Origin of the sequence: Pseudovibrio axinellae (genome assembly GCF_900110875.1) — a bacterium.
GTDB classification, from domain to species: Bacteria; Pseudomonadota; Alphaproteobacteria; order Rhizobiales; family Stappiaceae; genus Pseudovibrio; species Pseudovibrio axinellae.
In genome coordinates this window covers 296,481-311,414 of sequence record NZ_FOFM01000005.1, presented here as the reverse complement: position 1 = coordinate 311,414, position 14,934 = coordinate 296,481, and the positions used below count along the sequence as shown (strand labels likewise).

Annotated in this window: 13 protein-coding genes; 9 read left to right on the top strand and 4 right to left on the bottom strand. The window is 50.6% G+C overall.

What is annotated here, in order from left to right; genetic code table 11:
- Positions 1-134: 134 nt before the first annotated feature.
- Positions 135-1,379: an OmpP1/FadL family transporter gene (locus BMZ51_RS13530; protein WP_208979463.1), complete on the top strand. Its 1,245-nt coding sequence runs from the start codon at positions 135-137 to the stop codon at positions 1,377-1,379.
- An 87-nt stretch (positions 1,380-1,466) separates the two neighbouring features.
- On the opposite strand, the gene BMZ51_RS13525 is transcribed toward BMZ51_RS13530, so the two are convergent.
- The gene (locus BMZ51_RS13525) at positions 1,467-2,246 is read right to left on the bottom strand and encodes an SDR family oxidoreductase (protein ID WP_068002205.1); all 780 of its coding nucleotides are present in this window, start codon (positions 2,244-2,246) and stop codon (positions 1,467-1,469) included.
- Between the two features lie 252 nt (positions 2,247-2,498).
- Between BMZ51_RS13525 and BMZ51_RS13520 the strand changes: the two genes are divergently transcribed.
- From BMZ51_RS13520 to BMZ51_RS13510, 3 genes are all read left to right on the top strand, one after another.
- Positions 2,499-3,305, top strand: coding sequence for a UDP-2,3-diacylglucosamine diphosphatase (locus BMZ51_RS13520; RefSeq protein ID WP_068002828.1), 807 nt, complete (start codon positions 2,499-2,501; stop codon positions 3,303-3,305).
- Complete coding sequence (locus BMZ51_RS13515) at positions 3,302-4,372, top strand: glycosyltransferase family 4 protein (RefSeq protein ID WP_068002202.1); 1,071 nt, start codon at positions 3,302-3,304, stop codon at positions 4,370-4,372. Before BMZ51_RS13520 ends, BMZ51_RS13515 begins: the two co-directional genes overlap by 4 nt.
- Positions 4,373-4,471: 99 nt before the next feature.
- Positions 4,472-5,491, top strand: a complete 1,020-nt coding sequence (locus BMZ51_RS13510) for a threonine ammonia-lyase (protein ID WP_068002199.1) — start codon at positions 4,472-4,474, stop codon at positions 5,489-5,491.
- An 89-nt stretch (positions 5,492-5,580) separates the two neighbouring features.
- Here the strand turns inward: BMZ51_RS13510 and BMZ51_RS13505 are convergent, their stop codons facing one another.
- Positions 5,581-6,687, bottom strand: a complete 1,107-nt coding sequence (locus BMZ51_RS13505; RefSeq protein ID WP_208979462.1) for a protein phosphatase CheZ — start codon at positions 6,685-6,687, stop codon at positions 5,581-5,583.
- Between the two features lie 238 nt (positions 6,688-6,925).
- Between BMZ51_RS13505 and BMZ51_RS13500 the strand changes: the two genes are divergently transcribed.
- Positions 6,926-8,038 (top strand): MFS transporter, encoded by a 1,113-nt coding sequence (locus tag BMZ51_RS13500; protein WP_208979461.1) that lies wholly within the window; start codon positions 6,926-6,928, stop codon positions 8,036-8,038.
- 45 nt (positions 8,039-8,083) lie between these two features.
- Here BMZ51_RS13500 and dgcA read toward each other — a convergent pair whose 3' ends face one another.
- Complete coding sequence (gene dgcA / locus BMZ51_RS13495) at positions 8,084-9,067, bottom strand: N-acetyl-D-Glu racemase DgcA (RefSeq protein ID WP_068002193.1); 984 nt, start codon at positions 9,065-9,067, stop codon at positions 8,084-8,086.
- Complete coding sequence (dgcN, locus tag BMZ51_RS13490) at positions 9,064-10,077, bottom strand: N-acetyltransferase DgcN (RefSeq protein ID WP_074882101.1); 1,014 nt, start codon at positions 10,075-10,077, stop codon at positions 9,064-9,066. Before dgcN ends, dgcA begins: the two co-directional genes overlap by 4 nt.
- Before the next feature lie 108 nt (positions 10,078-10,185).
- On the opposite strand from dgcN, the gene BMZ51_RS13485 reads away from it, so the two are divergent.
- The 4 genes from BMZ51_RS13485 (at position 10,186) to BMZ51_RS13470 (ending at position 14,892) form a co-directional block, all read left to right on the top strand.
- Positions 10,186-11,334, top strand: coding sequence for an MlaE family ABC transporter permease (locus BMZ51_RS13485; RefSeq protein ID WP_068002190.1), 1,149 nt, complete (start codon positions 10,186-10,188; stop codon positions 11,332-11,334).
- A 5-nt stretch (positions 11,335-11,339) separates the two neighbouring features.
- Complete coding sequence (locus BMZ51_RS13480; protein ID WP_068002188.1) at positions 11,340-12,155, top strand: ABC transporter ATP-binding protein; 816 nt, start codon at positions 11,340-11,342, stop codon at positions 12,153-12,155.
- A gap of 9 nt (positions 12,156-12,164) precedes the next feature.
- Entirely contained in the window at positions 12,165-14,102 is a 1,938-nt protein-coding gene (locus BMZ51_RS13475) for an MlaD family protein (protein ID WP_068002185.1), read from the top strand.
- Positions 14,103-14,184: 82 nt separating this feature from the next.
- Complete coding sequence (locus BMZ51_RS13470; protein ID WP_208979460.1) at positions 14,185-14,892, top strand: ABC-type transport auxiliary lipoprotein family protein; 708 nt, start codon at positions 14,185-14,187, stop codon at positions 14,890-14,892.
- Positions 14,893-14,934: the final 42 nt, after the last annotated feature.

Here is a 14,934-nt window from a genome sequence, read left to right as displayed (position 1 = left end):
CAATATGGTCAAATATATCACAGAGAGCCAAATCGATAAGTAACTCGTAGCTTGATCGAGGCACTACTTGAATGTTTTCTTGAGAACAGAAAGTACCGTGCATGTGTAGATATTTACCAATTTCAATAAGCTTCGTGTCTTCGTTATTGATTGCCTCGGATGCTTTTGCCGGTGCCTTCGCTATTCGCGAACAATCGGCCTGGTTCCAAGGGCTCTCTTTTGCTGGAAACGCGACTGTTTCAAAGAGCCTTTCCAGTATGTACTGGAACCCAGCCACAATGACCGCACATGAGGGAATGCAGTCCGAGACGTCCCAAACGCTTGTTCTCCCCAGTGGGACGATCGATCTGGACAGTGCGACTATTGATGTCACTGATACATTCAAGATACCGGTTACTGGTGTGCCCTATTCCTCTGGAGACATTGGGGTCGATGCTTGGGTGCCTGCTGGATATGGTACGTGGAAAGTCAATGATCGTCTTTCCTTGGGCATTAGCTCCAGTGCACCGTATGGCTTTGAGACCAAGCCTCAGATCGAGTGGGCCGGGCAAGTCTATGCACGATCATCACGTGTGCTTTCCGTCAACATTACACCCATGGCCGCTTATGAACTGACTGAAAAATTCTCTGTCGGTGTCGGGGTTCAGTTTCAGTATTTACAAGTGCGCTTGAAATCTGGGCTGGGCGTACCGCCGCTTGTGCCCAATGCTCCAACTGCCGAGTTGCGCGGCGAAGACTACAATCTTGGCTTTGGCGCAACACTGGGTGCACTCTTTAGGCCTTGGAAGGGAACGCAGCTGGGAATTGGTTACCGTTCTCCTGTTGAACAAGATCTGAAAGGCGACCTTGTGGTTAGCGGTGTGGATGTGACGCCGATCCGTGCCAATGTTACGCTTCCCGAGACGGTCACGGTTTCTTTTCAGCAAGAACTGAATGAACGTTGGCGCGGCATGGGTACGTTCGAATGGACGCACTGGTCGCGGTTCGGAACGTTTCCAGTCTATGACTTAGAAGGCAATGTGGTTTCGCAATTACCGTTCCAATACAACGATGGCTACTTCATATCTCTGGGTACAGAATATGATTTTACAAAGAATATAACTGGCCGGTTTGGCTTAGCCTATGAATGGTCGCCAATTGATGAAGCGAACCGCTCGCCTAGACTGCCTGATGCCAACCGGTTTTGGATCAGCGCCGGTCTAAGCTATTTCTACGAGGACTGGCTTGAGTTTGATCTTGGGTATTCACACCTGTTCCCTGAAAGTGACCGGATCGATATCAACCCCGAACAGGCGTATTATGAAGGTGTCTCCATTGCGGGAAAAGTTAATGATGCGAATATTGATATCATAAGTCTCGGTGCAAGGATCAAGTTTTAAAGCTGGATCGCTGTGTAGTGTTACCACCTTCCCGAAAACCTAATTCGGGAAGGTTTTTGTATCTAAGGCTATGAATATAAATATTTTTTAAAAGGCACTTGGATAGAGGCCACCGTCCAGTAGAAGGTTTTGGCCTGTGATGTAGCCAGCGTGCGCGGAACACATAAATGCGCATGCCTTGCCAAACTCTTCTGGGTTTCCAAGACGGTTTGCCGGTATCTCTTTTGAGGTCAACTGCTTTGCTTCTTCAACGGAAATATTAGCCTGCTGGGCTTGATGCTCAAAACCGCCCTTGAGGCGATCAGTGTCGAATTTACCAGGAAGCACATTGTTGATGGTGACGTTGTGCGGCGCGTACTCTCTGCATACGCCTGCTAAGAATGCGGTGAGGCCAGCGCGGGACCCACTGGACAGATCGAGGCCCTGAATTGGCATTTTTACAGACATGGATGTGATGTTGACGATACGACCAAATCGGCGCTCGGCCATTCCCTCAATGACGGCTTGGATCAGCTCGATCGGCGTGATCATGTTCTGTAGCACGCCTTCCTGAATGCTTTGCCGGTTGAGTTCCTTGAAATCCTTACGTGGTGGGCCGCCATTGTTGTTGACGAGAATATCAGGATTTGGACAAGCCTTGAGTACAGCCTGTTGAGTTTCTGGTGAGGAAATGTCACCTGCGATGGGAGTTACCCGAACGCTGTATTGCGCTCTCAGCTCCTCGGCGATTTGTTGAAGCTTTTTTGCGTCACGCCCGTTGATTACCAAATCACACCCAGCTTCAGCCAGTGACTTTGCTGTTGCCAACCCCAAGCCACGGCTGGAAGCGCATACGATGGCTTTACGGCCTTCAATTCCCAAATGCATTTCAATTTCCTACTGATTCAATACCACCTTTGAGCAGCTTACTGACAAAGTTGTGTTTGGACCAGAGCTTATGAATATACCTGATATCCATATTATACTTTTAGATACAGTGTCTTATGTTTTTGTGGGGCAAGGGACGAGTACCTTAATGTGTGCGATTGCAGCATCCTGTGCTGGCATGTGTGCCCTGTCATAATTGTTTCTTGTTCCGCGAGATAAAAGGAGGAAGGCTTTTATTCGAGGAGCAGTGTGGTGACAGGGATTTCGATTCAAAAAAGCTACCGCAGCTTGTTTTTGTCTGATGTGCATCTGGGAACGCGTGGGTGTCAGGCAGAGTTACTCTTGGACTTCTTGAGGCAGAACGACGCTGACAGAATTTATCTTGTTGGTGATATCATCGATGGTTGGCGGCTTAAGCGCTCCTGGTATTGGCCACAACTTCACAATGATGTGGTTCAGAAGCTTTTGCGAAAAGGGCGCAAGGGCGCACGTATAATCTACATCCCTGGCAATCATGATGAGTTTCTGCGGGACTTCTTTGGAATGCACTTTGGTGGTGTCGAAGTTGTTGACCAGTTCACTCATGACGGGGCCAATGGCAAATCCTACCTTGTTATTCACGGAGATCAGTTCGACGTGGTGGTGCGTCATACAAAGTGGTTGGCGTTTTTGGGGGACTGGGCCTATGTGAGCGCACTTAACCTCAACACCGTGCTGAATTACTGTCGTCGGAAAATGGGGCTCACGTATTGGAGTTTATCAGCGTGGGCCAAGCTAAAAGTCAAAGACGCAGTCAACTTCATTGGAAAGTTTGAAGATGCGCTGGTCCATGAGGCGCAGCGCCAGAATGTTGATGGAGTGATTTGTGGTCACATTCACCATGCAGCTGACCATGAGGTTAGCGGTGTCCATTACATCAACACTGGTGACTGGGTCGAAAGCTGCACAGCTGTGGCAGAAAACTTTGACGGCTCCTTTGAGGTGATCAGATGGGGGGATGGACGACGAGTAGCTTCAGAGACGGAAAAAGACAGTTCGGACAGACAGGTGGCGGCATGAACTCGATCCTGATTGTTACGGATGCTTGGAAGCCGCAAATCAACGGCGTTGTGCGAACACTGGAGCGATTGGCGATTGAATTGCGCCAGATGGGGCTTCGTGTTGAGCTCTTAACGCCCCAGTCTTTTCATAGTGTGCCCATGCCCTCATATGGCGAGATCCGATTGAGCTTGACGCTGCCGCATTTGGTGCGTGATGCTATTGAGAAGAATAATTGTGATTTTCTACATGTCGCGACTGAGGGGCCGTTGGGGCTTATGGCGCGGCGGGTGGCAAAACGAGATGGCCGAGCATTCACTACGAGCTATCATACGCGTTTTCCAGAGTATTTACGGGCGCGTTATCCGGTGCCTTTGTCCTTAACGTATGACTGGTTGAAGCGGTTTCATAATAGTGGGCAAGGGTGCATGGTTGCAACGCGCACTCTAGAGGAGGATTTGCGTAAGCGTGGGTTTTCCAACCTGTTACGCTGGTCTCGCGGGGTGGATCATAACCGCTTTAGGCCTATCCACTCTGACCGGCTCGCCCACTTGCCAGGGCCGCGGTTTCTCTATGTGGGGCGTGTTGCGGTGGAGAAAAACATAGAGGCCTTCCTTCGCCTTTCTTTGCCGGGAACCAAAGTTGTTGTGGGGGGCGGGCCTCAGCTGGACGAACTGCGCAAAACCTATCCTGATGTTGTTTTCACTGGCCCTAAAGAGGGTGAAGAGCTGGTTGAATACTACTCTGGTGCAGATGTGTTTGTGTTTCCTAGTTTGACAGAAACATTTGGAAATGTGCTGCTTGAAGCCATCGCCTGCGGGCGGCCAGTTGCTGCGTTCCCAGTCATGGGGCCAATTGATGTGATTGGAAGCAGCGGGGCTGGGGTTTTGAAGGACGACCTCCAGGAGGCCGCGCTGGAAGCTCTTGATATTTCTCGAGAACATTGCCGGGAGGTTGCCTTGCAATTTACCTGGCGCGCCAGTGCAGAGCAGTTCTTCGCGAATGCCTCACAAGCGTGCAATCCTACTGTGCCTGTCGGTTCTGAGAAGGCGGCGCGCTTCGGGAAGGGCTTGTCAAAAGTCGCCTGAATGGTTGAGTGAATCTCCTTGGAATGCACTCACAATCTTTGTAGCCTCAGTGCGCCTGCGTGATATACACACGCCATATTGTTCTTGCTTGAGGTTCCCATGGTTTTAGATGTTTCCAGTCCCGTTGAACTTACCGTTTCAGAAATTGAAAAAGCAAGAGCACGATTGCAAGGGTATTCGTCTATGACACCGCTTTTGAACTATCCAGTTTTGGATGAGCGGGTGAATGGGCGAGTTTTCATCAAGGCTGAGAACCTCCAGCGAACCGGTTCTTTTAAGTTCCGCGGAGCATTTAACCGTCTTTCTTTAATACCTCAGGGGCAGCGTGCAGGCGGTGTTGTCGCTTGTTCTTCGGGCAATCATGCTCAAGGGGTTGCTGCATCTGCCAAGATACTCGGTTTTCCTGCGGTGATTGTGATGCCGAAGGATGCGCCGGAATTAAAAATCCAGCGAACCAAAGCGTTGGGCGCTGAGGTGATATTGTATTGCCGCCATAGCGAAGATCGTGAGGCAATTGCACATGCCATTTGCGAGGAACGCGGTGCGACCTTCATTCATCCATTCAATGACAGTGGTGTGATTGTTGGACAGGGAACGAGTGGACTGGAAATTGTTGAGCAATGTGAAGCGTTGGGCGTGTCGCCGGACGTGCTGATCAGTTGCACTGGTGGCGGTGGGTTGACCAGTGGAATCGCTCTGGCGCTGGAAAAGAGCCTCCCCGACTGTCAGATCTATACTGCGGAACCTGCCGGTTTTGACGACTACGCACGGTCGCTTGAAAGTGGCGAGCGGGTTCGTAACGCTGCGCTTAGTGGTTCTGTATGCGATGCGATAATGACTGATACACCGGGTGAAAAGAGCTTTGCCATTTTAAAAAGGCGCCAGGCCAAGGGACTGAGCGTAAGTGATGAACAGGCCATGCATGCGGTTGCTTATGCCTATTTTGAACTTAAGCTTGTTGTTGAACCGGGCGCAGCCGTTGCTTTAGCCTCGCTCTTGAGTGGGCAAATTGATCTGGACGGGAAGACAGCTGTCATTACCATCTCTGGCGGGAATGTTGACCCGTCTGTCTTTGAAGCTGCGTTAAAGCAGTATAGCGATGAGAAGGCAGAAGCCTGATTAAAAGCCATAGCAGTATGCGAGTGTAAACTGCTATGGCTCCTCATGAGATTCTCAATAGAGCACCCTTGGTCCCATTCGATAGTTCGTCAGGAGAACAAAGCGAAGCGTTCACCCGTTGAAAGATGGTGTAGCGGATCGGAGTTATTGCCTGATGGTGTTGTCAGAGGCGGTGATTGCCCCTCTATCTTAACCGGGTTCACATCAGGGGTTTTCTGAGCGCTAGAACCAGCTTGAGATGCATCTTTTGAAGCAATATCCAGGTTTTTATCTTGCGCTTGTGCGCTCTGGGACACCTCAAGAGCAGCAAGGTCTTCTGCCTTATCGTTAAGCTCTTCAGCTTGAAATGCTTTTGCTTCAGGTTCTTCCTTCAGCTCTTGATGAGCTTCCTGATCGGTTGTGTCTGCAGAAAACTGCACCACGTTTTCTATCAGTTCGTGCTCACTGGACACAGGCGCGGTGTCAAACAGCGCGTCGATGTCAGCTTGATCAACCCCTTCGCCGTCCATTTGCGGACCGTTTAACAAGTGGGCGTCTGGACGCAAGTCGGTGTGGCGATCATTTTTGGTGTGCTGATCGGTCTCTTCTGCCTTCGGGTGACCGTCTTCAGTCAGGTCCACACCCCAAATGCGGATCATCTTGTTGATGCGATCTTCAAGGTAATGGAGGGCCTTCACAACTTTGTTTATGCGTTGACCCGTTAAATCCTGGAAGGAGCAAGCCATGAGAATTTCCATGGCCATTTCTTCAATGGCGTCACATGCTGCATCGTCACTACCGGAGGCGCGTAGTTTGTCGGTCAGATCCTGAATTGCTTCAGAGGATTCCAAAATGGACTGAGTGGCGCTTTCTGTCGAAGTCACGATTGCATCCAACTCGTCAGATGCTACTGAAAAGCGATTATTATCAGCATTTTCAAGTCTTATCTTTGAGACTTCGTCCTTAGTTCTTTCAATCGCCTCATACATCTCATAGGTGTGAAGGCGGTAACTTTCCATCTCTGAGGGTAGTTCGCGGTCGACTAGTGTTTTTTCCAGTCGTCTTACGGCATCCAAAAGATCTGCAGTTTCAACTGATCTGTTCAATGTGAGATGATCATGAAGGAAAGCGCGGCCTCTCTCTGTTTCGGAGAGTGCACCTTTGATGGCATCAAATTCCTCGGGGCTCAAAAGGACCTTTCGGTTGCTGCAAGCCATATGTAGCTCCCTCATAATTATCTAAGATAATACTACAAGTTTATGTAACAGATTCTACGGCTAATAATTGGTTTACATTGATTTGGATAGTCCCTATTAGCACAAGTAAAAGGAGTATCCCTAAGCATTGTCGTTTATGGGTACTCTCCACCCCCATTTGTACTGTTTTCCAATGACTATGCCCAGAAGTACCTCTCCTTTAGGAAAACCAAGCAACCTATTCTGGATTGCCACTGGTGTGAGCGGTTTGTTTGCTGCTTTCAATTTTGCAAATGCTTTTTTTCTTGCTTACTTTCCTCTGTTTCTGGAACAGATAAAGTTTACGCCCGTCCAAATTGCATTTGTAATTGCGCTGCCAAATATTGTGCGGATATTTGCAACGCCGATCATGACGAGTATTTCCGACCGAGCAGGGCGCAGGCGTCATTCCATGGCGTTGTTCAGTGTCGTCGCGCTGTTATCGTTTTGGGTGCTGATTTACGCTAGTGACTACTGGGTTGTGATTGGTCTTGTTATTTTCCTCTCCATTTTCTACACGCCCATTCAGCCTCTTCAGGATGCTTATGCCTACGAAACGGTGCATACGCTGGGTTTGAATTATGGTCCAATGCGATCATGGGGCTCGATTGCGTTTGTGGTCGCGACACTCATTGGTGGCTGGTACCTCTCTTTTGGTGAGCCAGCTGACCTGCTGTTTTTGACCGTGGGCAGTCTTGGGTTGCTGGCTGTAGTTGCGGTTCTTTTGCCTGGTATGCCCTCTGAAAGTCGCAGTGTGACCAAAGAAAGTGTCTGGTCCGCTGAGGAGTTAAGAGACCCACAGTTTCTTTTAGTGGTCCTTTCTGGTGGACTGTTGCTCGGAAGTTTTTCAGCGCTTTATGCCTTTGCAAGCATATACTGGCTGTCTGTGGGTATTAGTGATGCGATGGTTGGTGGACTGTGGGCGCTCGGTACCTTGGCAGAGATCGGTATCTTTGTTTGGGGTGCGTTCTTCCTAAGGCATCTGGGAGCTTGGGGGCTTATGGTGACAGGCGGAGTTGCAAGCATCATTCGATGGCTTCTCTTCCCCTTTGCAACAGAAGCATGGTCTGCAATCATCTTACAGCTGCTTCACGCCGGTAGCTTTGGAATGGTGTTTTTGGGCGTCGTTTCTTACTTGTCCAAGTTGGTCTCCAATAAGAGGCTGGCAACGGCTCAGGGGCTTTTCCAAACGGCTTTTGGTGCGGTTATGGGGATCAGTGGGATCGCAAGTGGATGGCTCTACGAGGTCGAGCAGGCGTATGCCTTCTACCTCATGTCGGGTATCTGCATGGCTGGTGTGCTTACACTCCTGCTGGTTTCAAAACGCGTATGATATTAAAAAGGCGGCTCTTCTCATGAAGGCCGCCTTTCTGATTATTTAGCCCCAGAGCTGTGGGGAGGGTGGATGCATTAGGTTGCCTTCGAACTGGATCGCATGATCGCGGTCTTTTGCAAGTAACAGCGGCCCATCCAGATCAACAAACTGCGCATTTTGCGCCAGCAGCATGGCTGGGGCCATGGAAAGAGATGTGGCAAGCATGCAGCCGACCATGATGACGTAGTCTAATGCTTCGGCTTTGCGCAGCAGCTTCAGGCCTTCGGTCAGTCCACCGGTTTTATCGATCTTGATGTTAATGGCCGAGTATCGGTCCCTGAGGCTTTCCAGGTCACTGGACGTGTGTAAGCTCTCATCCGCGCAGATTGGGATCAGGTGTTCCACCTGCGCTAGGATCGCATCTTTTCCTGCGGGCAGAGGTTGTTCTACCAGACCGACTTCGGCCTTTTTACAGGCTGCGATATTGGCTTCCAGATTGTGTTCTGACCAGCTTTCATTTGCGTCGACAATGAGCTTGCTGTGCGGTGCGGCTTGTCTGACGGCTGCAATGCGCTGTACATCTCCTTCACCAGCAAGCTTGACCTTGAGAAGGGGGCGGTTGGAAGCTTTTACCGCGTCTTGCGCCATTTTCTCAGCTGTTCCCACGGAAATAGTATAGGCGGTCTGCAGCCGGTGCTGGGATTTGATGCCCACAAGCTCAGCGACACTGGTTCCGCTACGCTTGGCAGTCAGGTCCCATAAGGCACAGTCAATTGCGTTGCGGGCAGCCCCAGGTGGCATCAGGTTTTGCAGCTCCTCCAGCGACAGGCCAGCCTCAATCTGCGCGCGTACAGTTTCGATCTGCGCGATGACGCTTTCAACACTTTCATTATAGCGGGAATAGGGCACGCATTCCCCACGACCTGTCAGGCCATTTTGGGTGAGCGTGGTCGTGACAACATGCACTTCGGTTCGAGAACCACGAGCAATTGTAAAGCTTCCCGCAATAGGGAAAGTTTCGGCTTTAATAGATAGGTGACAGGTCAAGCGAGTTTTAGCTCCTGGCAAATATGATCTATGATTTGGGCTGCCCCAAAGCGGACTGGATCAGTTGCCGGTAGTTTATGCTCTTCTGCGAGCTCTTCAATCAAGTTCTTTGCGTGATTTTCGGAGAGCATCATCGTGTTGATGGCAAGCCCACCACATTGAATGTTGGGGTTGGTGATGCGCCCTAAACGCATTGTCAGGTCAATGATTTCCTTGATGGAGGGGATTGGCGTTAAAACACCACGCATGGTCGCTCGGGTGGGTTCGTGGCATATAACAAAGACATCGGGTTGGGACCCGTGAAGCAACCCAAGGCAAACGCCAGCATAGGATGGGTGGAGCAGCGAGCCCTGTCCTTCGATTATATCCCAATGGTTGTCTTTGTTGGCTGGACTAAGGTGTTCGGCCGCGCCAGAAATGAAATCAGAAACGATTGCATCAATAGCGATGCCGCGTTCTGCAATCAAAATTCCAGTTTGACCTGTTGCACAAAAATCAGCACTGATGTTTCGCTGAGTGAATTCTTTTTGTAGCGCTAATGCGCTGTATTTTTTGCCCACGGAGCAATCTGTACCGACTGTGAGTAAACGCTTTCCAAGGCGTTTACTCCCGCTGCCGGTTGGTAATGAAAGTTCTGGAAAGCGCAGGTCGTGGAGTTTGCAATTGTTCTTTGCGGCGGCGTCCTTCACCTGAGGAATGCTGGAAAGGCGGATATGCAGACCTGTTGCAACGTCCAGTCCAGCGTTTAGGGCTGTAACTATGGGTTCGATCCAAATTTCAGGAAGAACCCCCCCAGCGTTTACGCAGCCGATAACCATGGTTTTTGCGCCAGCTTTGGCAGCTTCAACCGGGGTCATCTCAGGCAGGTTTGTATGGGCCTTACAACCGGGAAGTGAAAGCTGCCCGACGCACCAATCCGCTCTCCAATCGGCTATGCCGTGAGCAGTTTTTGCAGCAAGCTCGTCTTTTGCATCCCCAAGAAATAATAGGTAGGGCTTAGATAGTGTCATGACATTATCCGTTGTACTTGTGGCTGAGTGCGTAATACTGGACGACACATTACAGAAATCTGTATAGGATCATTAGGATTTTCGAATTTCGGGGCTCAGGGTTTTGTGATGAAGCTGACTGATAAGATGGATGCGCCGAATCTGGTTGCGGCCCAAGATGGTGCGTTGCTTTTGCTCACTGCTTCAGGTGCCTGGGGCATCCGCCAAGGAGCGACATGCGAAAAGCTCATTACCCAGGTAGCGCTTAGGCTTACTCACTCCGTAATTTGCGTTGATTTAAAGAAGGTTAGCTTTCTGGATACGGCTGGTGCTTGGTTGCTGCAGCGGTTTCAGATGGAACAGGCAGAGCAGGGGCGGCAGGTCCAGTTTCTTTACGAAGACGAACGTTTTGACATTTTGTTGAGAGAAGTGGACCGGGAAGACGTCGATAATCCACCCGAGAAAGTCTCTGGTAACTCCTTTTTGAATTATCTTGCAGGCGTGGGCGAAGCGACCCGCCAGCTGGGGCGCGACACGCGTGATGTCCTGGCGATGCTTGGAGGGTTGACTGCGACAGTTACGGCTGCCGCGACACACCCGAGACGTTTACGACCGGTTTCCATTGCTGTGCAGTTCCAGCGCTCATGCATGGGGGCGGTGCCCATAGTCTGTCTGATGAGTTTTCTGATCGGAGGGATTATTGCCCAGCAAGGCGGCTTTTACCTAAAGCAGTTTGGGGCTGAGATTTTTGTCGTGGATCTCTCCGGTATTTTGGTGCTGAGAGAGATTGGTGTCATTCTGACTGCTATTATGGTGGCCGGGCGTTCAGGCTCTGCGTATACAGCCGAGCTCGGTTCCATGAAAATGCGGGAAGAGATTGATGCTTTGCAGGTCACTGGACTGCGGGTGACTGAGGTCCTTATTTTGCCACGCCTGGTGGCATTGATGATCGCCCTTCCCATTCTTGTGTTTATGGCAAACCTGGCGGCTCTTTTTGGGGCTGGGCTGACATGCTGGTGGTACCTGGACATTGTACCAAATTCCTTCATTGCGCAGCTGCAGGCGGCTGTTACAGTTGATACACTGATGGTTGGTGTGTTGAAGGCACCATTTATGGCGCTGATCATCGGCCTGATTGCCTGTATGGAAGGAATGAAGGTTGAAGGCTCTGCTGAGTCACTTGGCCGACATACGACTGTTTCTGTTGTGAAATCTATATTTATGGTCATCGTAGTGGATGGAGTTTTTGCGGTGTTCTTTGCATCTATTGGGTTTTAACCAGTATGGGACAAGAGAGAACTGAGCCGGTATCGGGGCAGGGCACAGGGCGCGACCTGGTGGATGAACGTGAAGTTTTGCTTCGGGCTCGGGATGTGACAGTTGGTTTTGGCCAAAAGCTCATTTTAGAGAACTTGAATCTGGATGTGTACCGCGGCGAAGTTTTGGGGTTCGTGGGGGCATCGGGTACGGGCAAGTCTGTCCTTATGCGCACCGTGCTAGGGCTGAACCCACGGCGCTCGGGTTCCATTGAAGTGTTTGGGCAGGACTACGATGAAGCAACCGATGACATGCGCCGCGAGATTGAGAAGCGATGGGGGGTGCTGTTCCAGCAGGGGGCTTTGTTTTCGTCTTTGACGGTGAAACAAAATGTTCAGGTGCCCCTGCGTGAACATTTGAAGCTTTCTGCCCGATTGCGGGATGAGCTGGCGCTGTTGAAAATTGAGATGGTCGGGCTGCCGTTGGACGCTGCGGAGAAGCTGCCATCTGAGCTGTCGGGCGGAATGATCAAGAGAGCTGCACTTGCACGGTCCCTGGCGATGGACCCTGACCTTTTGTTTTTGGACGAGCCGACCTCTGGTCTTGATCCGATTGGTGCGGCCGAGTTCGATGATCTGATTGTAAAACTAAAAGAAACTCTGGGACTTACAGTTTACATGGTAACGCATGACCTCGACAGCCTTCATAGTATTTGTGATCGCATTGCTGTTTTGAGTGAACGTAGGGTTTTGGTTGAAGGAACCATTGAAGATATGATGCAGGTGGAGCACCCTTGGGTTAAATCCTATTTCCGGGGCGCCCGCGCGCTCAAACGGGTGTGAGGAGGACGCATGGAAACCCGCGCAAATAATATCGCTATCGGTGCATTCGTTCTGACCGTGGTGGCTATTGCTTTCCTGTTCACATTCTGGCTGTTGAGTGCGGGTGACCGTTCGGGCCGGCGTGATATCAAGATTATTTTCCCGGGCGCTGTTACTGGTTTGCCGATTGGTGGTCAGGTGCTGTTTAACGGTATCAAGATTGGTGACGTAAGCGCTCTGACGTATGATCCGAGTAACCCGAAGCTGGTTGTTGCCATTGTGCGCGTTGATGCAAACGCTCCGTTGCGCCGCGATACCGTTGCTTCCCTTGGGTTTACTGGTCTGACTGGCGTTGCATATGTTGACCTGTCTGGTGGTTCCACAGAATCTCCTGCGCTCTTTTCCAAGGCTGAGGAGACAATCCCGGTTATGTACGCTCGCAGATCGCAGTTTGAAGATCTGCTGGAAGGGGCGAAGGACATTATGCGTAAAGCGGATTCGACGCTTTCCAATATTGATGAACTTGTGATTAGTGCGCGCCCAGATGTGCAAAAGACCATCAAAAACGTAGAGGCCTTTACGGACGCTTTGGCAAAGAATGCTTCGGGAGTTGATGATTTTCTTGCCGGTATTACGGAAACCAGCAAGGCGCTCACTGGGCTATCTGGCAAACTTGGCAATCTCGTTGATCGCGGTGAAGTGCTCTTGGCGAATGTACCGCCCGATAAGCTTGGTCAGATCGTCAATAATGTGGAGGTGATGACCAACAAACTGTCAGCTTCGGCAGATGGGGTTGGCGATATCGTTGCAAACGGCAAGCTCGCCTCTGATCAGTTGCTAAACTTTACCACAGAGCTCTCCGATGAGCTTGCCCAGATTGAGGCTGTGATTGCGGCTGTTAAGCCAGAGGAAGTTGAGCGTATTCTCAAGGGAGCCTCAGATCTTGGCGGCGTTCTTACTGAGCGCCGCGGTGACATCAATTCGATGTTAGCCTCCGCCTCTTTGGTGGTGGACAATGCGCGTGAATTGATTGTGGAGCTGACCAAGAACGAGGCAGTCATTGACCGCATCGTTAAGAATGCAGAGATTGCGTCACAGGAGATTGTTTTAACCACTCAAAACGCCAACCGTATCTTGGATAAGGTGAACCCTGAGCAGATCGGGAACATTGTGACATCGGTGGAAACGGTTACGAAAACGCTGTCCGATAAGGATCAGGTAATTGCTAAAGCGATTGATGATGCGGGTAAGGCGTCAGCCAATATTCGTCAGGTCAGTGATCTGGTCGCCGGGCGGAATAAAGAGATTGATCGCGTTATTGTTTCTGCCGATGAAATTGGCAACAACCTGACCGTGGTATCTGGCCAACTTACCAAAACGATGGACAATGCAAATGCGTTGATTGCCAATACTAACGAGGTTGTTGCAGCGATTGATCCAGTGAAAGTTACAAGCATCGTTACCTCTGCAAATAAAGTGGCCACCACGCTTGCAGATAAAACACCGGAACTTGCTAAAGCAATTGATGAAATCCAAAATGCTGCCAAGTCAGTCAATGACATGAGCATTGAGATTAAAAAGAAGGTTCCGGACGTCACGAAGGTTATCGACCAGGCAAAGAACATCGCCTCGAATCTCAACGCAGCCTCTGTTCGGGTGAATACGATCTTGGAGAAAGTTGACGGCATGGTTTCAGCTGATGGAAAAGGCTTTATCAAGGAAGCGACAGACGCGGCTGCTTCTATTCGGGAAGTCGCAGATGCTTTTGCCAAGCGAGCAGAACCAATCTCAGTTGCCCTGTTGAAATTGAGCCAACAAGGCGGGCAGGACTTTACAGCAGCGATGCAGCAGTTAAACCAGACACTTATTGAGATTCGGCGCACTGTAAGCAATTTTGATCGTAATCCGAACCGTGTGATTTTCGGCGGATCAGACACACCTGTATTTAATGGGGCACAGCGGCGTTGAGTTTTTTGAAATGTCTGACAAAGATATAGGGAAGCGACTCGGAAAAATGAGGGTGGCTTATTGCAGAAAGCTGGAGCTCCGCGTGTTCGGTTCGACAATTAAACATATCGTTGTTGCTACCGTTCTGCTGAGTGGGCTGGCTGGGTGTGGAACGAGCGGTCCAGATGCGCTGTATGGTTTGACCGCGCCTAGCGATATTCCTGTCAAAGTCGGCGCCTCTGACTATCAGGTGCTGGTTGCAACACCGGTTGCATTGCAGGCGCTGGATACAAGCAACATTGCTGTGACGCAGGGCGGGGGCCCCGTCTATTCCTATTTCCCTAAGGTTGCCTGGACTGACACGCTTCCTCGTGTATTTCAGGCTAAGCTTGTCGAGACTTTGGAAAATACAGGGAAGTTGCGCGGTGTTTCTCAACCTGGTCAGGGGCTCTTGATTGACTATCAGCTGCAAACGACGTTGCGTGCCTTCGAGTTGCAGGTAGATGGTGGTGATCAGGCCTATGTGGAAGTGGCCGCGCGCATCGTTGATGATCGTGATGGTCGTTCTGTTGGTATGCATGTATTTGCGGCCAGTGTGCCGACAAGTGGTGATAGCGTTTCTGATGCGATCCCGGCGCTCAATGCTGCCTCTGACAATGTGCTGGCCCAAATTGCAAGCTGGTCGATCAACACGGTTGGCCGTCTTTCACGTGGCAGGGCTGCGGCTCAACGCGCTGAGCTTAATCAGCAGCAAGCAACAGGCAACCGTCAGCTGGCAGCAGCTGCTGGTTCTGGTGCAAAGGCAAATTAAGCCAGAGCTTGCCGCGGGTTGTTTTACAGATAAGGCTGGATC